Annotated in this window: 18 protein-coding genes; 9 read left to right on the plus strand and 9 right to left on the minus strand. The window is 69.1% G+C overall.

All coding sequences use genetic code 11. The features are described from left to right. Positions 1 to 5: 5 nt before the first annotated feature. Genes iolD through iolC form a run of 4 tightly spaced genes read right to left on the minus strand, consistent with a single transcriptional unit; the run spans position 6 to position 4708 of the window. Positions 6 to 1889: a 3D-(3,5/4)-trihydroxycyclohexane-1,2-dione acylhydrolase (decyclizing) gene (gene iolD, locus ABZ876_RS21665; RefSeq protein WP_361783441.1), complete on the minus strand. Its 1884-nt coding sequence runs from the start codon at positions 1887 to 1889 to the stop codon at positions 6 to 8. After that, complete coding sequence (iolB, locus tag ABZ876_RS21670; RefSeq protein ID WP_361783444.1) at positions 1886 to 2707, minus strand: 5-deoxy-glucuronate isomerase; 822 nt, start codon at positions 2705 to 2707, stop codon at positions 1886 to 1888. The genes iolD and iolB overlap by 4 nt, the downstream gene beginning before the upstream one ends. 7 nt (positions 2708 to 2714) lie before the next feature. Then, positions 2715 to 3722: a deoxyribose-phosphate aldolase gene (locus ABZ876_RS21675; RefSeq protein WP_361783447.1), complete on the minus strand. Its 1008-nt coding sequence runs from the start codon at positions 3720 to 3722 to the stop codon at positions 2715 to 2717. After that, positions 3719 to 4708, minus strand: a complete 990-nt coding sequence (gene iolC, locus ABZ876_RS21680; protein WP_361783450.1) for a 5-dehydro-2-deoxygluconokinase — start codon at positions 4706 to 4708, stop codon at positions 3719 to 3721. Before iolC ends, ABZ876_RS21675 begins: the two co-directional genes overlap by 4 nt. Before the next feature lie 122 nt (positions 4709 to 4830). Between iolC and ABZ876_RS21685 the strand changes: the two genes are divergently transcribed. From ABZ876_RS21685 to ABZ876_RS21695, 3 genes are all read left to right on the plus strand, one after another. Continuing rightward, a complete protein-coding gene (locus ABZ876_RS21685) occupies positions 4831 to 5748 on the plus strand; it encodes a sugar phosphate isomerase/epimerase (RefSeq protein ID WP_361783453.1) in 918 nt (305 codons plus the stop codon). A gap of 169 nt (positions 5749 to 5917) precedes the next feature. After that, positions 5918 to 6157 carry a chaplin gene (locus ABZ876_RS21690; protein WP_361783456.1) on the plus strand — a complete coding sequence of 80 codons (240 nt, stop codon included), beginning with the start codon at positions 5918 to 5920 and terminating at the stop codon, positions 6155 to 6157. A 357-nt stretch (positions 6158 to 6514) separates the two neighbouring features. Continuing rightward, positions 6515 to 7120 (plus strand): hypothetical protein, encoded by a 606-nt coding sequence (locus tag ABZ876_RS21695; RefSeq protein ID WP_361783459.1) that lies wholly within the window; start codon positions 6515 to 6517, stop codon positions 7118 to 7120. Positions 7121 to 7474: 354 nt separating this feature from the next. Here the strand turns inward: ABZ876_RS21695 and ABZ876_RS21700 are convergent, their stop codons facing one another. From ABZ876_RS21700 to ABZ876_RS21710, 3 genes are all read right to left on the minus strand, one after another. Next, a complete protein-coding gene (locus ABZ876_RS21700) occupies positions 7475 to 8434 on the minus strand; it encodes a D-2-hydroxyacid dehydrogenase family protein (RefSeq protein WP_361783462.1) in 960 nt (319 codons plus the stop codon). Positions 8435 to 8482: 48 nt separating this feature from the next. Next, positions 8483 to 9214, minus strand: coding sequence for a L,D-transpeptidase family protein (locus tag ABZ876_RS21705; protein ID WP_361783465.1), 732 nt, complete (start codon positions 9212 to 9214; stop codon positions 8483 to 8485). Positions 9215 to 9414: 200 nt separating this feature from the next. After that, entirely contained in the window at positions 9415 to 10650 is a 1236-nt protein-coding gene (locus ABZ876_RS21710; RefSeq protein WP_361783468.1) for a DUF11 domain-containing protein, read from the minus strand. Positions 10651 to 11730: 1080 nt separating this feature from the next. Here ABZ876_RS21710 and ABZ876_RS21715 point away from each other — a divergent pair. After that, positions 11731 to 12498 (plus strand): hypothetical protein, encoded by a 768-nt coding sequence (locus ABZ876_RS21715; protein ID WP_361783471.1) that lies wholly within the window; start codon positions 11731 to 11733, stop codon positions 12496 to 12498. 1035 nt (positions 12499 to 13533) lie between these two features. Further along, positions 13534 to 13989 (plus strand): L,D-transpeptidase, encoded by a 456-nt coding sequence (locus ABZ876_RS21720; RefSeq protein WP_361783760.1) that lies wholly within the window; start codon positions 13534 to 13536, stop codon positions 13987 to 13989. Positions 13990 to 14818: 829 nt separating this feature from the next. On the opposite strand, the gene ABZ876_RS21725 is transcribed toward ABZ876_RS21720, so the two are convergent. Then, complete coding sequence (locus ABZ876_RS21725; protein ID WP_361783474.1) at positions 14819 to 15574, minus strand: GntR family transcriptional regulator; 756 nt, start codon at positions 15572 to 15574, stop codon at positions 14819 to 14821. A gap of 78 nt (positions 15575 to 15652) precedes the next feature. Here ABZ876_RS21725 and ABZ876_RS21730 point away from each other — a divergent pair, with 78 nt between their 5' ends. From ABZ876_RS21730 to ABZ876_RS21745, 4 genes are all read left to right on the plus strand, one after another. After that, positions 15653 to 15931, plus strand: coding sequence for a hypothetical protein (locus ABZ876_RS21730; RefSeq protein ID WP_361783477.1), 279 nt, complete (start codon positions 15653 to 15655; stop codon positions 15929 to 15931). A 523-nt stretch (positions 15932 to 16454) separates the two neighbouring features. After that, complete coding sequence (locus ABZ876_RS21735) at positions 16455 to 16679, plus strand: hypothetical protein (RefSeq protein ID WP_361783480.1); 225 nt, start codon at positions 16455 to 16457, stop codon at positions 16677 to 16679. Beyond that, on the plus strand, positions 16676 to 17419 hold the full coding sequence (locus ABZ876_RS21740; protein ID WP_361783483.1) for a GntR family transcriptional regulator: 744 nt from the start codon (positions 16676 to 16678) through the stop codon (positions 17417 to 17419). The genes ABZ876_RS21735 and ABZ876_RS21740 overlap by 4 nt, the downstream gene beginning before the upstream one ends. Continuing rightward, positions 17416 to 17718 carry a hypothetical protein gene (locus ABZ876_RS21745; protein ID WP_361783486.1) on the plus strand — a complete coding sequence of 101 codons (303 nt, stop codon included), beginning with the start codon at positions 17416 to 17418 and terminating at the stop codon, positions 17716 to 17718. Before ABZ876_RS21740 ends, ABZ876_RS21745 begins: the two co-directional genes overlap by 4 nt. A gap of 383 nt (positions 17719 to 18101) precedes the next feature. Here the strand turns inward: ABZ876_RS21745 and ABZ876_RS21750 are convergent, their stop codons facing one another. Then, on the minus strand, positions 18102 to 19412 hold the full coding sequence (locus ABZ876_RS21750) for a UDP-glucose/GDP-mannose dehydrogenase family protein (RefSeq protein WP_361783489.1): 1311 nt from the start codon (positions 19410 to 19412) through the stop codon (positions 18102 to 18104). Between the last annotated feature and the right edge of the window lie 855 nt (positions 19413 to 20267).

Raw genomic sequence — 20267 nt, forward strand, 5'->3', positions numbered from 1 at the left:
CTCCTTCACAGATGGCGGCGTCGGGTCGAGACGTGCCGGTCGTACTCCTTGCGCGCCTCGACCGCCGACGGCCGTGTCGCGGTCTCGGCCACAGGTACATCCCACCAGGCCTGCGCCGGGGGTGCGCCCGACACAGTGTCTGCGGTTTCGGTCTCCACGTAGACACATGTGGGAGTGTCCGCGGCGCGTGCCTCGGCGAGGGCGGTGCGCAGGTCGCCCACGGTCTTCGCGCGCAGCACCCGCATGCCCAGGCTGGCCGCGTTGGCGGCCAGGTCAACGGGCAGCGGCGCCCCCGTGTACCTGCCGTCCCCGGAGCGGAAGCGGTAGGCGGTGCCGAACCGCTCGCCGCCCACGGACTCCGACAGGCCGCCGATGGACGCGTAGCCGTGGTTCTGCACAAGCAGGACCTTGATCGCGATCCCCTCCTGTACGGCCGTGACGATCTCCGTCGGCATCATCAGATAGGTGCCGTCGCCGACCAGCGCCCACACCGGCCGGTCGGGTGCCGCCATCTTGACGCCGATCGCGGCCGGGATCTCGTAGCCCATGCACGAGTAGCCGTACTCGAGGTGGTACTGATCGACCGAACGGGTCCGCCACAGCTTGTGCAGATCGCCCGGGAGCGAGCCGGCCGCGTTGACGAGGATGTCGGACTCGTCCACCACGGCGTCCAGCGCCCCGAGGACCTGCGGCTGCGTCGGCCGTACGTCCGGCTCGGCGGCCTCGAAACAGGCGTCCACGCGGTGCTCCCAGCGCTGCTTGTCCTCCGCGTACTCGGTGAGGTACGGGGGATCGACGCGGTAGCCGTGCAGGGTCAGCGCCTCGGCCAGCTCCTCCAGGCCGCTGCGCGCGTCGGCGATCAGCGGCAGCCCGGAGAGCTTGTGGCCGTCGAACGGGGCGATGTTGAGATTGACGAAGCGGACGCCCTCGCCGGTGAAGAGGGTGCCGGAGGCGGTGGTGAAGTCCGTGTAGCGGGTGCCGACGCCGATCACCAGATCGGCGGTGCGGGCCAGCTCGTCGGCGGTGGCCGTGCCGGTGTGTCCGATACCGCCCACGTCCTGCGGGTGGTCCCAGCGCAGCGAGCCCTTGCCGGCCTGGGTGGAGGCGACCGGGATACCGGTGGCCTCGGCGAACTCCGCGAGTGCCTCCTCCGCGCGGCTGTGGTGGACGCCGCCGCCGGCCACCACCAGCGGGCGCCGGGCGCCACGGACCGCCTGGACGGCCTCGGCCAGTTCGACCGGGTCGGCGCCCGGGCGGCGCACCGTCCAGGTCCGATCGGCGAAGAACTCCTGCGGCCAGTCGAAGCCTTCGGCCTGCAGGTCCTGCGGCAGCGCGAGGGTGACCGCGCCAGTGTCGACCGGGTCGGTGAGCACGCGCATCGCCTGGAGGGCGGCCGGGATCAGCGCCTCCGGGCGGGTGATCCGGTCGAAGTACCTCGACACCGGCCGCAGACAGTCGTTGACGGACACGTCCCCGGCATAGGGCACCTCGAGCTGCTGGAGCACCGGGTCCGCCGGGCGGGTGGCGAAGACGTCTCCGGGCAGCAGCAGGACCGGGAGGTGGTTGATCGTGGCGAGGGCGGCGCCCGTGACCAGGTTGGTCGCACCGGGCCCGATGGACGTCGTCACCGCGTGCGTGGACAGCCGGTTGGACTGCCGGGCGTATCCGACCGCCGCGTGCACCATCGACTGCTCGTTGCGGCCCTGGTGGTAGGGCATGACGTCGGCGTACTCGACCAGTGCCTGCCCGAGGCCCGCGACGTTGCCGTGGCCGAAGATGCCCCAGGTGGCGCCGATCAGCCGGCGGCGCACGCCGTCGCGCTCGGTGTACTGGGCGGCCAGGAAGCGCACGAGCGCCTGAGCGACCGTGAGCCTCGTCGTTGAGGTCATCGGTAACCCCCTGTGCTTTCTACGTGATCCGGGTGGAAGCAGATCCGCCACTGGCGTTCCTCGCCCGGCCCGGCCATGACGTTCAGGTAGTACATGGTGTGTCCGGGCTGGGCGATCGACGGGCCGTGCCAGCCGTCCGGTACGAGGACGACGTCGCCGGTGCGGACCTCGGCGAGGACGTCGGAGCCGCCCTCACGCGAGGGGAATACGCGCTGGTACCCGAGACCGTTCCGACCCTCGATCTCGAAGTAGTAGATCTCCTCCAGCTCGGTCTCCTCGCCCGGCCGCGTCTCGTCGTGCTTGTGCGGCGGGTACGAGGACCAGTTGCCGCCGGGAGTGATCACCTCGACGGCGATGAGCCTGTCGCAGTCGAAGGCGTCCGCGGAGGCGAAGTTGCGCACTTGGCGGGCGCAGGTGCCGCTGCCGCGGTCTTCGACGGGAACCTCCGGCGCGGGGCCGTAGCGGGCGGGGAGTCGGCGCTCGCACTTCGCTCCTGCCAGGGCGAAGCGGCCTCCCGCGCCGGAGGCGATCTGTACCCGGGCGTCTCGGGGCACGTAGGCGAAGTCCGATACCCCCGCGAAGACGTTGTCCCTGCCCAGGAGTTGAAACGCTTTGTCCTCCAGGTGCACCGTACAGGTGCCCTCGAGGGGAAGCACGATCCACTCGCTGTCACCGGTGGTGAACATATGCGTGCCACCCGGCGCGAGCTCCACGATCCGCAGGCTGCTGTGGCTCCAGCCGGCCCGCTTCGGGTCGATGTCGAGGGAGTACTGCGCGTTCGCGGTCGCGCCCCTGGGGACGTACAGCTCATTGCTCATGCGGCCCTCACAGAAGTCCTACGGCGGTGTCCACGGCCGTGGCGACGTCGCCGTCCGCCGGGTACAGCAGCGAACGGCCGACCACCAGGCCCCTGACGGTGGGGAGTCGGAGCGCCCCACGCCACTTCTCGTACGCGCCCTCCTGGTCCCCGCCGACATCGCCGCCGAGCAGCACGGCCGGCAGGGTGGAGGTCTCCATCACCCGGGCCATGTCGTCCGGGTTCTCGGTCACCGGGACTTTCAGCCAGGTGTACGCCGAAGTGCCGCCCAGTCCGCTGGCGATGGCGATGGACCTGGTCACGGCCTCGGCGCGCAGATCGTTGCGCAGCCGGCCCTCAGGGGTGCGGCGGCTGATGAACGGCTCGACGAACACCGGGAGCCGGCGCTCGGCCATCTCGTCGATCACCCGGGCCGTGGACTCGAGGGTGTTGAGCGACCCCGGGTCGTCGTAGTCGATGCGCAGCAGCAGCTTGCCCGCGTCGAAGCCGAGCCGCTCGATGTCCTGCGGGCGGTGACCGGTGAATCGGTCGTCCAGCTCGAAGGACGCCCCCTGGAGTCCCCCGCGGTTCATCGACCCCATGACGACCTTGTGTTCGAGGGCGCCGAGCAGCAGCAGGTCGTCGAGGATGTCGGCGGTGGCCAGCACGCCGTCGACGCCCGGCCGGGACAGCGCGAGGCACAGCCGCTCCAGCAGATCGGCGCGGCTCGCCATGGCCATCTTGCGGTCCCCGACCCCGAGCGCACCGCGGGCGGGGTGGTCGGCGGCGACGATCATCAATCGGCCGGTGTCCCCGAGGAGGGGCCGTCGGGCCCGCCGGCCGGCGGCCTCGGCGACGGCCTCGGGATGCCGGGTCCGGATCCGGACGAGCTCGGCGACGTCCACACGGGGGAAGGGGGAGTGTAGATGCGCGGTGCCGCTCTCTTCGTGCACGCGCGCGTGCACGGTGCCCTCGTCCCGGTGGGGCGTGCCGGCCTCGCCCTCGTGCCGGGTGCCGCCGACGTGTCCCGCCCTCATCGCACCGCTCCCGCCCTGACCGCGTCCGCGACCTCGGCGGCCGTGGGCATCGCCGACGAGCACTCCAGACGGGAGGCCACGATCGCCCCAGCGGCGTTGGCGTACCGCATGATCCGCTCCAGGTCCCACCCGGCGAGCAGCCCGTGGCAGAGCGACCCCCCGAAGGCATCACCCGCGCCGAGGCCGTTGAGGACCTTGACCGGGAGCGGGGGGACCTGCGCCGACTCGCCCGTGGCGCCGACCGCCAGCACGCCCTTGGGGCCCTGCTTGACCACCGCGAGTTCCACACCGGCGTCCAGCAGGGCGCGGGCGGCGGTGTGCGGATCGCGCTCCCCGGTGGCGATCTCCACCTCGTCGATATTGCCGACGGCGACCGTGGTGTGGCGCAGGGCCTCGGCGTAGAACGGGCGTGCGGTGCCGGCGTCCTGCCAGAACATGGGGCGCCAGTCGAGGTCGAAGACCGTCGTCCCGGAGGTGGCCCGGTGGGCGAGGGCGGCGAGCGTCGCGGTGCGGCTCGGTTCCTCGCTCAGACCGGTGCCCGTCATCCAGAAGACGCGCGCGGCGCGGATCGCTTCCAGGTCCAGCTCATGGGCGTCGATCTCCAGGTCCGGCGCCTTGGGCCGACGGTAGAAGTACAGCGGGAAGTCGTCCGGCGGGAAGACCTCGCAGAACGTGACCGGAGTCGGCAGCCCCGCGACCGGGGTCACCCAGCGGTCGTCCACACCGAAGCCGCGCAGCGCCTCGTGGAGGTAGGTGCCGAAGGGGTCGTCACCCGTGCGTGTGATCACCGCCGTACGGCGTCCGAGACGGGCGGCGGCGACCGCGACGTTCGCCGCCGACCCGCCCAGGAACTTCCCGAAGGCCGTCACCTGGGGCAGGGGCACGCCCGTCTGCAGCGGATACAGATCCACGCCGATCCGGCCCATGGTGATCAGGTCGTACGGGGCGCCGGCATCGTGCGGGCCCCACTCCTCGGACTCCTCCATCGAGTTCCCTTCCCATCGGCTGCCCCCAGGTCTAGCCGTGCGGAGTGAGCCCTGTCAATGTTTTGTCCAGACATTCGGACGACAGCTTGACATGGCTTCGGGGTGGCCTGAAGCTGGCGGCCATGACGCCGTTGTCGCCCGCACAATCACACTCCCGTATCCGGATCGGATCGGCCCCCGACTCCTGGGGCGTCTGGTTCCCGGACGACCCCCGACAGGTGCCCTGGCAGCGCTTCCTCGACGAGGTCGCCGGGTCCGGCTACCAGTGGATCGAGCTGGGCCCGTACGGCTATCTGCCCACCGATCCCGCGGTTCTCGCCGAGGAGACCGGGCGGAGGGGTCTGAAGGTCTCCGCCGGCACGGTCTTCACCGGGCTGCACCGCGGCCCGGAGGTGTGGGACGCCACCTGGGCGCATGTCTCGGACATCGCGGCGCTGACCCAGGCCATGGGCGGCTCGCATCTCGTGGTCATCCCGGCGTTCTGGCGGGACGACAAGACGGGCCGGGTGCTGGAGCCGGAAACCCTGACCGCCGGGCAGTGGTGCCATCTCACCACGCAGACCGAGCGGCTGGGACGGGAGGTGCGCGAGCGGTACGGCCTGGAGATCGTCGTCCATCCGCACGCCGACACGCACATCGACAGCGAGGAGAACGTCACGCGCTTCCTCGACGCGACGGACTCCTCGGCGGTGTCGCTGTGCCTGGACACCGGGCACTACGCGTACTGCGGCGGCGACAGCGTCAAGCTGATCGAGACGTACGGGGAGCGGATCGGGTACCTCCACCTCAAGCAGGTCGACCCCGCGGTCCTCGCCGAGGTGCGGGCGGAGGAGATCCCGTTCGGCCCTGCCGTGGCGCGCGGGGTCATGTGCGAACCGCCGTCCGGTGTCCCGGCGTTGGAGCCCGTGCTGGCGGCCGCGCAGCGGCTCGGTGTCGACCTGTTCGCGATCGTGGAGCAGGACATGTACCCGTGCGAACCGGACAAACCGCTGCCGATCGCACGGCGCACCCGGGCGTATCTGAGGTCCTGCGGCGCGTGAGGTTCCGGGAGCGGCGGGCGCAGAGGCGGCGTGCCGGGGTGAAACCGTGAAGTCCGGCAATTCCGGAGATCACCCCATCGGGGGCGCAACCCGGACGGGTGCCTCGCAGTTGACTCGACGTCGGGCATTTCGCCCGGCTGTTGTGACGACTTTCAAGGAGCACCTCTCCATGTCGCGTATCGCGAAGGGCCTGGCCCTGACCACCGTTGCCGCTGCGGCCGTGGCGGGAACCGCCGGTATCGCCGCCGCCGACAGCGGCGCAAGCGCCGCCGCCGACACCTCCCCGGGCATCGTGGCGGGCAACGTTGTGGAGGCCCCGGCCCACGTTCCGGTCAACGCCTGCGGGGTCACGGCCACCGTGATCGGCCTGCTGAACCCGGCGGCCAACAACAACTGCGCCAACGGCTGACGCCCGAGCGGATCCTTCTGGCCGGCCGTTCTCCTGCGGGAAGCGGCCGGCCGGCGTTTGTGCGGGGCCGGCCGGCGTTCGTACGAGGGCGGGGCGGCGGTGTGCCGGGGCAGGGCGGCGGTGTGCCGGGGCGGGTCGGTGCCACTCCCGGGCCGTTCGGCGCAGCCCCCGGGCGGGCGGCTGTTCCGCCGAACGGGTGGGAGGCGTTTCGATCTCTCCACAGGCCGTCCCACCAGGCACGACGGGACGACGAGGTCCCCCGGGACGGTTACGCGGAGCCGCCGAACGGTTGCAGAGGGCGATGTCACCTTTCACGGTGAATCTCAGGCACCAAGCCTCACGACGAAAGGAACATCCATGCGTGTTCTGCCCGCGCGGCGCTTTGCCTCCTCTGCTCTCTGCGCCCTGATGATCACCGGTATCGCCGGACCGGCCGCAGTGGCGGCCGACCACGCCTCGGCGCGTGGCCGCGCCCCCGCGGAGGCATCCCTCCCGCCCAACGCCGACGTCCTCGTGCGCCCGGTCAACGACCTGCTGGCCGCTGTGCTGAAGGCGGACCACAACCGCCTCCCGGCCGATGAGGCGGCCAGGCTCGGCAAGGCCGTCGACGACGCCATCGCCAAGGTCAGCATGGACACGGCCACGACGTCCCCGGGGACCGACGAGGACGACACCTTCGCCGGCCTGCGACAGGCGATCGACAGACTGCTCGCGGCCGCGACATCCGCCAACACCAGCCAGGTCGCCCCGGCCGCCACAGCGGTCGTGACCGAACTCGTCAAGGTCCTCGCCACGGGCTTCCTCACGGGCGGTCTACTGCCCCTGCCCAACCCCTCCGTCCCCTCGACCCTTCCCAGCCTCCCGGCGCTGCCGTCGGCGAAGCCGTCCCCGCCGCACCTGCTGACGCCGATGCCGTCCGCGTCGCACATGCTGACGCCGATGCCGTCCCGCTCGACGAGCTGAGTACCGCGCCATACGGCGCCGCGAGTCCCGTGGCGCGTGACGTCGCCCCGAGTCCCATGGCGCATGACGAGCGCGCGCCGCCCCGAGTCCCGGCGACGCCCGTACCGCACAGCCGCCCGCCAGGCCCAGGCCCGCGGGCGGCTGTCGGCGTGCGCGGCCGCTCCTGTCGCTCCGGCCGGTCCGGTCGCTCCGGCCGGTCCGGCGGCAGGGCGGCCCGGCGGTCCGGTCGCTCCGGCCAGTCCGGTCGCTCCGGCGGCAGGGCGGCCCGGCGGTCCGGTCGCTCCGGCCAGTCCGGTCGCTCCGGCGGCAGGGCGGCCCGGCGCTCCTGTCGCTCCGGCCGGTCCGGTCGCCGGTTCAGCCGAGGCGGCGCACCGGCTCCCCGGTGAGGTACGCCTGGATGTCCTCGACGGACTCGCCGTAGTACGTCGCGTAGTTGGCCCGGGAGACATACCCCAGGTGTGGGGTGGCGAGCAGCCGCGGCGCGGTGCGCATCGGATGATCGGCCGGGAGCGGCTCCACATCGAACACATCGACGCCCGCACCGGCGATGCGGCCCTCGTGCAGCGCTGCGAGCAGGGCGTCCTGGTCCACGATGGCGGCGCGCGAGGTGTTGACGAGATAGGCGGTCGGCTTCAGAAGCGCGAGCTCTCGGGCCCCGATCAGCCCTCGGGTGCGGTCGCCGAGCGCAAGGTGCACCGAGACGAAGTCGCTGCTCATCAGCAACTCCTCCAGTGACGCGGCGCGTTCGGCGCCGACCTCGTGCGCCCGCTCCTCGGTGAGGTGCCTGCTCCAGGCGGCGACCTCCATGCCGAAGGCGAGCCCGACCCGGGCCACCCGGCTGCCGATCTTCCCGAGCCCGAGCAGCCCGAGCCGCCGCCCGTGCAGATCCGCGCCCACCGTGCTCTGCCAGGGACCGCCGTCCCGCAGGGCGTTGCTCTCCTCGCCCACCCCGCGCGCGAGCCCGAGCAGCAGCGCCCAGGTCAGCTCGACGGGCGGCGTGGAGGAGCCGGCGGTGCCGCAGACGGTCACACCGTGCGCCTCGGCAGCCTCGTAGTCGATGACGGAGTTCCGCATTCCGGAGGCGATCAGCAGCTTCAGCCGGGGCAGCCGGGCCGGCAGGGAACCGGGGAAAGGCACCCGTTCGCGCAGCGTGACGATGATGTCGAACTCGGCGAGCGCCTCGGCCAGGGCGTCCTCGCCGGCGAAGTGCCCGGCGAAGGAGACCACCTCCACCCGGTCCGCCACCGGTGACCAGTCCGCGACGGAGGTCGCGATCCGCTGGAAGTCGTCGAGCACGGCACACCGAAGGCGCATCCCAGCCCCTCTTATCGAGGGGAAACTCTATCGAACCGGTGTGCGGGCTCATTTCCCTTCGCGCTTGCCGAAGACCACGACGCCGTCACCGACGCGCAGCATGGGCCACAGCGTTCTGGCGTCTTCGTAACGGAGGTTCACACAGCCGTGGGAGCCCGGTTCTTCGAAGATCGGACGGTGGCTCGCGTGGAGGGCCTCGCCGCGGTCGAAGAACTGACTGAACGGCATGGGAGCGTTGTACAGACTGGACCAGAACTTCTCCACGCGCTTGTAGATCTTGTACGACCCGTTGCGGGTCCTGTGGCCGGGCATCCCGGTGCGCGCGGGAACCGGCCCGAAAACGATCTCCCCGCTCCGCTGCACCCACACCAACTGGCGTGTCTGGTCGACGCAGACGACGAGCCTCGACCTCCCGGCGCAACCGGTGAGCGAGGCCGGGTTCCGCATGGCCCAGTCCAGCGCCGCGGCCCGATGACTCACGAGCCCGGCGTAGCCGTCCGCCGGGCTGATGCCGTACGCGCTCTGCATGCTCTGGATCGCGGCGCAGTCCTCGGCGGACTGCTTACCGTCCTGGGGAAGCTCCAGGAATTTCTCCACCTGACGCTGATAAGGCCCGGTGGACAGGCGGCACATCACGGTGCCCTCGTCCCCCCGGAGACGAACTTCGGGCGTCCCCGCGGCCGATGCCCCCGGCGCGCCGGTCACTATCAGGGACCCCACCATGGCGGCCAGGGCGGCGAGGCGACTCCGTCCGCGGCGGACGCGCGACCTCTTCGTCATCGGTTCCTCCTGTGCCCGTGGTGGTGCGCTCGTGCGCGAGACCTTCCCGTATGTCCCACGGAACCGTTGACGTTCTTTCTTCCTATAAAACGAAGTCGCCGTGGCTCTCACCCCAATGACCGGGGTGACACGCCGTGTCGGGGCGGGAACACGACCGCGCCCCGGGCTCGGCACACGGCCCGGGGCACGGTCGCGGGTCACTACCGCTGAGTGGGGCGAATCGCCTTGTCCTGGACGTGGACGGTGCCGAGGGTCCGGCACTCCGTGCTGGCATCGGCCGTCGGGCAGTTGCTGCCGAGGTTGTCGGAGACGATCCCGTTCTGCAGCCGCAGGTTGCCGAAGTCCTGGCTGTCGACGGTGATCGAGTACCGGATGGTCACCGTCTCACCCCGCCTGAGGTCGCCCGTCCAGGTGAGCCTCGGCTCGGCATAGCCGACGACGCCGCGGGTGGCGTCCGCGTCGTCGTTGTACCGGGCGTCGTCCAGCAGATCCGTCAGATCGTCCGTGAAGTGGGCCTGTTCGGCGCCCACGAAGTCGGTCTCCCCGGTGTTGCGGACCCTGACGGTGTATCGGACGGTGTCGCCCGGATGGATCGTCTGGGGTGCGTCCGCGGTCTTGGTGATCCTGAGGCCGGGCCGCGTGACCCGGTTGCTGGCCGTGTTGTTGCCCAGGCCGGGGTCGAAGTCGAGGCCCCTGACCACCGCCGTGTTCCGCACGCCGTTGAAGCCCGGGCCGGCGAAGCCGGTCACGGTGACCGTGGCGGTGGCGCCCACGGCCAGTGGACCGCCGGTGCAGGTCAGCAGGTTGGTGACGGAGACGGTACAGCCCGGCGAGGTGGTGTACGGGCCGTGCAGGGTCGACGGAAGCTGGTCGCTGACGGTCCAGCCGGTCGAGGCGTGCGGGCCGTTGTTCCGCACCGTGAGGGTGTACGTCACCGGGCTGTTGACGGGCGCCGACGACGGCCCCGACTTCGTCAGCGACAGGTCCACCTGCCGCCGCGCGACCACGGTGCGCACCGCGGCCGCGTTGTTGGTGTAGTCCGTGTCGGCTTCGACGCCTTCGACGGTGACGATGTTCTGAAGGTTGGTGAAGTCCTGGCCGGCGGTGCCGGTCACGGTGATCGTGGCGCTGGCATGGCCCGCGAGCGGACCGTGGGTGCAGACCAGTCGGCCCACGGAGGGGATGGTGCAACCGGGCGGGGGAACGACGCCGCGGATACCCGTCGGAAGGTAGTCGGTGACGGTGTAGCCGCTCGAGGCGATCGCGCTGTTGTTCGTCACGGTGATGGTGTAGGTGACGGGGTCGCCCTCCGTGGCGGAGGCGGGACCGTCCTTCGTCACCGCGAGGTCGACGCCGGCCTGCCGTGACTGCGCATGCACTCCCTTCACCTCGGTGACGGAGTGGCTGGGGGCGGCGACCGCGGTGGAGGAAGCCATGCCCGAAGTCAGCGCCGTCATGATGCCCACGGAGAGCGCCGACACCGCGCCGACACGTCGAGCGCCGGGGCGCATGCCGTTACCTAGACTCACGAGGTTTGACCCTTCATGCAGGAGGCCTGTTGCAGCCGGCGCCCATGCGTCCGCTGCCGAAAGCGGCCTGTCGGATGATTTCAGCTGAAGAAGAGCACATGGCTCTATACCAGTCACCTTTTGGCGCGGTAACCAGGCTTTTTTTAGTCCCAATGGAGCATGCGCAGCGTGGTGTGTAGATGCGTGAGGAACCGTGCGGTGACCTGCCATTTTGCCGACGGATAAATGCCGTATCAATTGGAATACGCCCGCACGTGTTCGATGTGGCGGGCGGGTAGTGGGAGGGCGCCGGGCGGCAGACCTATCGGATCGGACCAGGAGAAACGATTCGTGTGCGCGCAATTTCACAAACGCCACTCGAGTCAAGTGAAACGCTTCTTCAATGTCACGACCGCCCCGGAAATTGCATTGCGGGAAAAACCGGTCGTACGGTCTGGTGGAGACTTACGTGCCGACTCCGGCGCGCATTCGACAGGACTGTTCCGGCCGCAGCGAGGTCGCTTGGCTCCCTCACCTGCTGGGCAGCCGACCTGGGCCCAGCCTTGTCGTACTCGATCTGCCGTTCCTGTCCACCGCCCAGCGCCGCGCGGGCTGCCGGTCCACGGACAGGTCACGAAGGCCGGTGACTGGGAGCACTGGCGCGGCGCTTCACTGTCCAGCCGGTCCACCGGCACCGCTCCTGGCCCCCGCGTTCGGCGACGCCCGACCGGCAGCGCGCCGAACGGCACCGCCCGAAGTGGCCGACAAATCATCGACAGGACAGCATGCGTCGGTCAGACGGAGGGTCAGACCCCTCGGACGGTGCCACCGCCATCCTCACAGTCACTCGTCGATGTCAGCTCGGGCTTGGCTCTCTTCACCGTCGCTGTCGGCTCACCGCCGTCCGCACCCATCCCGGGGCGGCCAGTGCAAGGCCCCGCCTCACCGGATAAAGTGACGATCTTCGGTCGGCGGAAGCCGTCCGGAGTCCTCGAAGGCCGGGTACACATGCCTCTCGCCGACCATCCCGCACGCATCCGCCTCGGCGCCGCCCTGGACAACCTCTCTGTCACCTTCCATGGCATGACCGCACATCCGGACGAGAGCAATTGCGAATGCCACTGGGGCAGCTCGGAGGAGCTCTCCCTGCTGAAGACGCCGGACGTGGAACTGGAGCCGGACCTCCTGCGTCGGACCTGGCAGGCCATCGACTGGAGGGATCACGCGGCCGTGCTGCGCCGCATTCTGCCGCAGTTCGCCAGGGTCCTGGTCGCCGGTCACGCGGAGCCCCTGTTCGGACTGGAAGAGGCCGGATACTCCTTCGCCCGCGCCCGCTGGCAGCAGTGGCCGGATGATCAAGCCGATTCGGTACGCGAGTTCCTGCATGCCTGGTGGGCGCAGAGTCTCACCGATCCGGATGCGGTCGTCCCGGCGCACCAGGTCTTCGCGATGTGTGCCGAGGCGTCCGGAACGGTCGGCCCCTGGCTTGCCGAGTGGGAGAGGCAGACCGGGCACCTCAGCGACCGACGTCTCGCCGAGGCGGTCGCGAAATGGGAGTGCGAGCTCCTGGGAGACGGTCTGCCGTGGAGCGTCGACTGGTACGAACACGACGAGGAAGAGATGCGTGCCGAACTGGTCGCCTGGCTCCTCAGCCATGCCGCGGTGCGGCTCCGCGAGTCGGGCGTATCGGCGGATCTGCAGCACCGGGTACGGCTGCTAGGACTCATGGGCGAGGACCGCTGGACGGATCCGCACTGGCCCGGCCACCGCTACTGACGGCTGGCGGACGCGACGGCTCCCATGGCCGCACGTCCCGTTCCGGCGCGACCTTGGGGCCGGCCGTCTACCCGACGGCGCGTGTGGATGCGTTACTCGGATGCGAAGAGGCCGGGGATAGGGACTGGATCAGTAGCCGAAGGAGTGACCGGGGGCCCGCTGACCTGGGCTCTACTAGGCGATCAACGCTGTGATCTGGGGCCAAGCGGTCAAGGGTCGTCAGCGTTGGCCGTCGTCGTGTGACCCGGGACGGCCCGGCGGACGGCCCGGAGAGCCAGGCCGTCCGCCGGGGCACAGCTTCTGATCCGCAGCCCCAGCCGAATCGGTCACGGCGGTCGTACGGTCGGCGGCGGGGCCTTCCTCATCATTCGTCATGCTGCGCCAGCCACTTGACTGTGCGTCTGCCGAGAGGGGCACCCGCTGGCAGGCCCGACCCGCAACGGCTCCGGAGCGAATGCGTCGATCGCCCCTCGCAGCTCTCTGATGCGTGGCGGAGCTCGTCAGACGGGTTCGGCGGCACAAAGTGTGTCGGACGCCCTCGCGCAGCTCGCCCTGTCGGTCCCCGGGGCAGCTTCGGACGCTCGGTCAGCCGGTCGTTCACGAGGCTTCCGCTTCCCCTTGCGCCCACGCCTGTCGACGCAGCTCCACCTTGGCCGCTGACGATCGACCAGCCCGCGTGTGGCAGTACGGATGGGAGACCGGCCGGCTGGAGAGCACCTGCAAGCGCCTGCGCACCGCTGTGGTCTGAGGAGGCCGTCGAGCGAGCGCTTCATAGGTGCGGTTCCAGTCGTGCTGCGTTTGCATCAACTCTGGTGGGAACGTCCTGTGCGCCATGCCTTGAATTCAATCACGTGTTCGATTTAATGATCGAGGTGTCCTGGGGACACCTCGATGCGAGGATGAGGGGCGAATATGGTGGTTTGTGCAAGAGAGCGGTGGTGATCAGATATGGCACACCGACGCCAAGCCTCAAGCCCACGCCTCCGTGACGCCACCCGGCTCGCGCTGGTCGGTGCCCTGGCGGCCGTCCTGACGCTGGGCGCCGGTCCCGCCCAGGCCGCCTCCTCGGGCCACGTTTCGACGCTCGACGAGGCGACTCACCGGATGACCGTCACGGATCACGGCCGGACGGTGATGACCTTCACCGTGGGCTTCGGAAAGCCTGACTTCCGCACGCCGTCCGGAACGTTCCATGTACTGGGCAAGAACGCGGTCATCAGGATGACCTCGTGCAGCGCGCACATCACATGCGATGCGCGCAATCCCAACTACTACGCCCTCACGGTCCACTGGGCGGTGCGCTTGACCAGCGCTGGTGTATTCGTACACGCTGCGCCCTGGGACCACGCCATCGGCCGGGCAGACACCTCCCACGGCTGCATCCACCTGAGCACGGCGGACGCCCACCGCTTCTACGATTTCAGCCGGGTCGGCGACACAGTGATTGTAAAGAACGCCGGCGACCGCGCCGGCGGCCCGAGCGGTCCGTAGCGCCCACTACGCCACAGTGACGAAACCAGGCGGCACAGGGGCCCTGCAGCCAACGCTCGACAGGCCGACCGAAGCGCTCAGCGCCACCCCCTGGTGGGACTCGAACCTGCGCCAAACGCTCACTCAGGAGAGTGGCAGGGGCGCTCTACCTGTGACCTGCGGCTTCCACTGCCGAGCTAGCGGGTGCACATGGGCCTGCAAGCGACCCCTGCTGACCGCGGCTGCCCCCGGGATCCGGCACGACGACCGCTTCTAGAGGCCCGAGAACGGAGGTGGCACGGCTACCCACGATCGTGGATAGGTGAAGGCACCTGCTCAGGGAGCGATGTGCATCTGGACATGAAAGAGCCCCTCACGTGTTTTCGCAGGTGAGAGGCTTTATGCGCCCCCGGCAGGACTCGAACCTGCGGCCAAGCGCTTAGAAGGCGCTTAGCGGGTCGTGTATCGCACCCTTGCTGACCTGCTCTTCTTCCCGTGCTCGGCGTCTCATGGACGAGCCTTCGATACGCATTCGACTGGCGGCGACCGAGTATCCGGTAGAGACCGGATTGAGGCGTCAAGATCACAAAAGGCCTCGTATACGAGGCTGACTTCCCCGTTCGCGGCGCGCACTGTAGCGGTAGCGAGGCTGGGTGTCGGTACCACAGTTGGTACTGCATTACCGGACTGTCATGGATGACGCTGGGACTCATATCGATCGGCAGGGCCGAACGCGTGGATGCGACCACTCGGGCACTGACTCTGGTCCTCGTGCGCGAAATCCTGACGGAGCCACAAGGGTGCGGGAGGTGTGATGGGTGGTCACTGGGAGCGCAACGGCCCCGAACCGTCATCGATTGATGGGAATCTCGTAGACGATCTCGCAGTGAGCGGCGGGTACCACGATGTCCGCCGTCTCCACGGGCCGCCCCTGATCGCTGTAGTACGTCCGCCGGATGTGCATGACGAGCGCGGCCTTTTGGATGCCCAGAAGTGTTGCCTCCTCGGCGGTCGCCTGCCTCGGCTCCGGCTGCTCCACGGCGTGGCTGACGGTGATGCCGATCGCGGCCATACGGTTCACGACACCCGTCCCGCCGTGCGGCCCTCCCTCGGGGAGGACGACGAGCGTGCCGGCGGTGAGGTCGTACGGCTCCCAACTCGTGGACAGCTGCACCGGCCTGCCGTCGGCCAGGAACTCGTACGTCGTGCGGACGCACAGGTCGCCCTCGGCGATGCCGAGCCGCGCAGCGATGTCCGCTGGAGCCTGCACCTTGGCCTCGGTCCGGCTCTCCCAATCCCCTTGCCTACCCACAGCCTTCATGTCCGCCCGGAACGGCGACCCGTCGGGTCTCTCACGCGCGGACGACCGGACCACCCGCACTCGCTGCCGGGGCTCGGCGACGTACGTGCCCGAACCGGCGCGGCCTTCCAGCACACCCTGGGAGATCAGCAACTCCTGAGCCCGGCGGACGACGTTCTCGCCCACCGCGCACTCCTGGCCGATCTGGGCGCGGGACGGCAAACGGTCCCCTGGCTCCCAGACGTGCTCCGCGATCCGGCGCCGGAGTTCGTCGGCGATGCGGAGATAGGGCGGCTGCTCAGGCATATGGAAAATCTAGTCCACTAGCTCTAATCTAGTTAACTAGCTTCACTCAAAGTGATCGCCGGTGACGGAGGCTGCCCTGTGCCCGCTTCGGGAGTTAGCGCGGCGGCCATCGCCGCCCGGCTGTCCGCCGTCGGGCTCTCCGCGCGCATGGAGGAGCACGACCGGTACACGTCGGTTGAAGCGGAGATACCGGAATCGCTCTCCGCCGACTTATGGCGGGAGGTCCTGGACGTGGTGGCGGAGGCCGACCGGTTCGGGCTCCTCGCCACCAGCCTGAACGGCCGCACTCTCTGGGCGGTCGTACATAAAACGGTCCCCACGACGGGCGATGTCGGGGGACCGAGCCATCAGCGATAGGAGCTGAGCAGCGTGCTCAACCGTATCCGCCGTGCCGTCTCCCTCACCAGAGCGCGGTACGCCCCCAAGGGCAGGCATCGACGCCCCTTAGTGCCCTCCAGGCCGCCGGCCGTCCCCGCCTTCCCTGCTTCCGCCGACGCGCCAACGGTCATTCTGGGCCGGGCGTCCAGCGTCGCGAATCACCGGCACCCGCTCGTGGGGGAGGACAACGCACTCGTCCGCCCATACGTGCTGGCCTGGGAGGAACGAGTACGACCGCATGCGGTGGTAGTTGCTGCCCACCTGTCCGCTGAAGCCTGGTCCTGCCTTGCGGGGGTCCGCTGATGCCTCCTCGCCAACAGCCACACATCGCCGACGCCTCGGCCGTCCCTTACCGGTCGACTGCCTGCCGTATCGGCACGCATCTTGCCTGCACGGAGCCCTCCCCGGTATCCGCACCGATCGACCTGCCGGTCGTCTACGAGACGTGCGCCTGCCCGTGTCACTCGATGTCTCACAACTCGACGCCCGCGGAGGTTGAGCAGTGAGCGGCTGGGCACCCGGCGGCGCGCTGGCGTCCAACGTCGAGATCACCGCGGCCACCGTGCAACGTGGTGATGTCATCCAACTCGGCGGCAGCGCATGCCGGGTGAGGGACCTCTTCCAACTCCCGCAGGGAGCCAAGCAACTCCTTTTCGAGTCGGGCGAGCTGCTGACCATACACGCGCGAACCCGGCTCGCCGCCGTTCGGATGCAGAGGAGGCGGTGATCCGGTCCGTGCCATCACGCCATCACGACATCGCCGACGATCTCCGGCAGCAGATCACGACCGGCCGCATCAAGCCGGGCGAACGTCTTCCGTCCGAGGCCGGCCTCGCCGACCGCTACAAGGTCAGCACAGTGACGCTGCGAAGTGCCCTCGCGGTCCTCCAGGGCGAAGGCCTCGTCGAGAAGATCCACGGCAAAGGCAACTTCGTCCGCCGCCCACTCCGCAAGATCGTGTACGTCGGTGGCTGGGGGACGCTGGACCCGTGGACCGCTGCTGAAGCAGCTCTGCGCGTCACCGTTCGCACCACCACGGTTCCGGCAGACAGCCACCTGACGACGTTGCTCAAGGTGCCGAGGGGCAGTCCACTCGCTGAGTTCTTCTGCGTCAGTCACGAGGAAGAGTCCCCGCGCGGACTGGCCCGTATCTACATCCCGCGCGACCTGGTCCCCGCCGAAGTGCTGGATGACGAACCCTCCTGGCAGGAGTCCGCCCGACGACTCGCCATTCTGGGCTCGCCGCTGGCAACCGTCCGGGAGACGGTATGCGCCCGCCCACCAACACCGGACGAAGCATCGGCCCTCCGGACCGGCTCCTCCAAGACAGTCCTCGCGATCACACGTGTCGCGACCGACACAGCCGGGCGAGTCGTCGAGGCCGCCCTTCTGGCGTTCCCAGGGGATTGCGTCGACGCGGTCTTCACCACCCATCACGTGCCCGATGAGAGGCAGATGCAGGGATGACGGCACCGAACGAACTACGACTCCTCCCATGGTCGGGGCCGGAAGGCAAGCCCTGCTACCTGAACACCGACGACAAGGGCGGCTACATGTCCCGCCTGGCGGACAACATCGAAGCGGTACAACTGGGAACGGCAGCCGAGCTGCTGCAGCATGCCTCGGACACCCTCGACGACCAGGACCAAGGCCCGGAGAACCTGCGACGGTTGGCCAAGGAACTGACCGGGGCACTGCGAGACGTGCTCCGCGTCGCAACCAGCCGCGGTCACCTCCTGGCAGCAAGCGATCCTCATCGCCCCTGAAGGGGCGGGCGCGTTTGGCGGCTACGACCTGCTCAGTGCGGCCAACTTGCCGGTCTACTGATCAAGGGTCTCGCTGGCCAGCGGGACTGACGAAGCCCACGGCTCTGAGCTGCTCAGCGGCCGTGGGCTTCTGTCGTTGTTGGTTAGTACCGGGTGACCTCGAACGGCCCAGAGACGGCCCGAGCTCCACCGTCGGCTGTCGCCAGCCTGGGGAAGACCTCTTCGTCCAGAACTATCGGCCGGACGGCCATTGCGGTCCAGGACGCTGGTCGTGGGGCTTCCGAAGGACTTTGTCGGCCACCTCCGGTTGCGGTGGTTGCTGTACTCCGCTGCTGTCATTCACCAACCCCTCGGCAGTGCGCTCTGTCCGCGGCATGAAGGAATCAGGACTGAGGTCGCCTTGTGGCACGTCCGACGCCCATGCAGGTGTACCCGGCACGTGAAAGCGCGTCGGGGTCGAGCAGGTTGCGTCCGTCGAGGAGCAATGGGTTGCGCATGGTGGGACGTGCCCGTTCCCAGTCGACCTCGCGAAGGTGGGGCCATTCGGTGACAATGACGGCAGCGTCGGCGCCGGTGATGGCCTCGATGACGGTGGGGTGCCGTTCTGCCGCGGCCCAAGGGGGCGTGTCGTCGGGGCGCGCAATCGGGTCCCAGCAGGTGAGGGTGGCGCCTTCGGCGAGAAGACGGGAGGCGAGGACAGTGCTGGGGGCTTCGCGCATGTCGTCGGTGCCGGGCTTGAAGGTCATGCCGAGCAGAGCGATGCGCCGCTGGCCGAGGGTGCCGAGTTCGGCTTTGAGGCGTTGGACGGCGCGACGGGGCTGGAGGTCGTTGACCGCGATGACGGCGTTGAGGAGTTGGAAGGAGTAGCCGCTGTTGCTGGCCATGGCGCGAAGGGCACGGGAGTCCTTGGGGAAGCAGGATCCGCCGTAACCGAGGCCGGCGTTGAGGAAGTGGCGGCCGAGTCGGTGGTCCATGCCGATGGCGTCGGCGACGTGGGTGACGTCGGCGCCGGTCGCTTCGCAGACGGTGGCAATCTCGTTGATGAAGGTGATCTTCGTGGCGAGCAGGGCGTTGGCAGCCAGTTTGACCATTTCGGCGGAGGCGACGTCCATCTGCTGCACCGGGCCGTCGATGCCGGCGTGCAACTCGGCGAGCAGCGCGGCGGTGGTCTGATCGGCGGTGCCGATGACGATGCGGTCGGGATGCAGGAAGTCGGTGACGGCGCGGCCTTCGGCGGTGAACTCGGGATTCGAGGCGTAGCCGATGTGTTCGAGGCCGGCCTCGTTGAGAGCGGCCCTGATGCGGGCTCCGGTACCGACCGGGACGGTGGACTTGACGACGACGGCCGTCAGATGGGGTGCGTCCTTGAGGGCGTCGATGACGGCCCACACACGGGACAGGTCGGCGTCTCCGGATGCGGTGGGCGGGGTGTCGACGCAGATGTAGGCGACTTGGGCGTCGCGGACGGCTTCTGCGGCGTCCAGCGTGTAGGTCAGGCGCTCTTTGTTCTCGGCAAGGAGGTCACCCAGCCCCGGCTCGTAGATGGGCACGTCGCCGCAGTTCAGCAGACGGATGCGTTCGGGCTGGATGTCGCGGACGGTAACCCGGTGGCCCAGGTGGGCGAAGCAGGCGGCTGTGACCAGTCCGATGTAGCCGGCGCCGAAGACGGCGACGCTGCGGGTGCTGCCCTGCATACGGGACTCCGTTCGTTCATCAGGAGGAGATGCGACGCTGCGTCAGGGAGACGAGTGGTTCCACTGGCCAGAGGCGCGGTAGAGGCTGCGAGATGGTGGTCACAGAGGGATGCCGCTGCTCTGGGTAGTAGCCGCTGAGCATCCAGAGACGCAAGGAAGTTACCTGCGGCTCTGCCTCCTTGTTACCGGTCAGCGAGATGAAGTTCCACTATCAACCACCTACATGCTATACACATTGGGCACAGAATCTTCACCATTGATGGATCAGGTACTTGCCCTTGGAGGGGTATGTCCGGGCATGGGGGGCTTGAGCTGGCTGTTGTGCCTGCTCTCATTGACGGCACCATCACCCACTCGATAAGTGTCCGGACGCCTGTCGCGGCCATCGACGGTGATGGTCATCGACCGCACGTCTGCCTTGGGGGCCGGAGGGTGAGGCGGTGTCGGCTTGTTGCATTTGCCGCATACCCCCTTACGACTTGCCGCCGAGATAGCGTCATATCGTGTACGAGCGGGCGGACTTTGCGCCTTGGGCGGCGCCATGCCTACCGCGACCGCCGGGTTGATCAGGCAACTGTTCCTGGGCCCGGACTGGTCAGGGACGTGCGGTGACATTCGCCTGGGGGCGGGTGTAACACCAACCACACGAGGGCCTCAGCGCGGATAGTGCACGCAGGGGATGCGACGACTCTCGTCACTCTTCCAGCTTGGCGCCGAGGGTGGTCCTCGCTCGGGTCGATAGGTGGCTGCGCACATCCGTCACTGCGGGAGCCGCAGCTGCCCTCCGGGCACCCAACTCGCGTTCGTCAACCGCCTCGAGACCGTGATCTCAAGGGGTTCTGCCTGACCGGCGCG

Origin of the sequence: Streptomyces sp. NPDC046931 (assembly GCF_040644655.1) — a bacterium.
GTDB lineage: Bacteria > Actinomycetota > Actinomycetes > Streptomycetales > Streptomycetaceae > Streptomyces.

Bases quoted from the DNA above. Each gene is read 5' to 3' on its own strand.
- ABZ876_RS21725 (WP_361783474.1), bottom strand. From the start codon at position 15,574: ATGCCTGAGCAGCCGCCCTATCTCCGCATCGCCGACGAACTCCGGCGC.
- ABZ876_RS21715 (WP_361783471.1), top strand. From the start codon at position 11,731: ATGCCTCTCGCCGACCATCCCGCACGCATCCGCCTCGGCGCCGCCCTG.
- ABZ876_RS21750 (WP_361783489.1), bottom strand. From the start codon at position 19,412: ATGCAGGGCAGCACCCGCAGCGTCGCCGTCTTCGGCGCCGGCTACATC.
- ABZ876_RS21700 (WP_361783462.1), bottom strand. From the start codon at position 8,434: ATGCGCCTTCGGTGTGCCGTGCTCGACGACTTCCAGCGGATCGCGACC.
- iolC (WP_361783450.1), bottom strand. From the start codon at position 4,708: ATGGAGGAGTCCGAGGAGTGGGGCCCGCACGATGCCGGCGCCCCGTAC.
- iolB (WP_361783444.1), bottom strand. From the start codon at position 2,707: ATGAGCAATGAGCTGTACGTCCCCAGGGGCGCGACCGCGAACGCGCAG.
- ABZ876_RS21745 (WP_361783486.1), top strand. From the start codon at position 17,416: ATGACGGCACCGAACGAACTACGACTCCTCCCATGGTCGGGGCCGGAA.
- ABZ876_RS21685 (WP_361783453.1), top strand. From the start codon at position 4,831: ATGACGCCGTTGTCGCCCGCACAATCACACTCCCGTATCCGGATCGGA.
- ABZ876_RS21710 (WP_361783468.1), bottom strand. From the start codon at position 10,650: ATGGCTTCCTCCACCGCGGTCGCCGCCCCCAGCCACTCCGTCACCGAG.
- ABZ876_RS21675 (WP_361783447.1), bottom strand. From the start codon at position 3,722: ATGAGGGCGGGACACGTCGGCGGCACCCGGCACGAGGGCGAGGCCGGC.
- ABZ876_RS21705 (WP_361783465.1), bottom strand. From the start codon at position 9,214: ATGACGAAGAGGTCGCGCGTCCGCCGCGGACGGAGTCGCCTCGCCGCC.
- iolD (WP_361783441.1), bottom strand. From the start codon at position 1,889: ATGACCTCAACGACGAGGCTCACGGTCGCTCAGGCGCTCGTGCGCTTC.
- ABZ876_RS21690 (WP_361783456.1), top strand. From the start codon at position 5,918: ATGTCGCGTATCGCGAAGGGCCTGGCCCTGACCACCGTTGCCGCTGCG.
- ABZ876_RS21695 (WP_361783459.1), top strand. From the start codon at position 6,515: ATGCGTGTTCTGCCCGCGCGGCGCTTTGCCTCCTCTGCTCTCTGCGCC.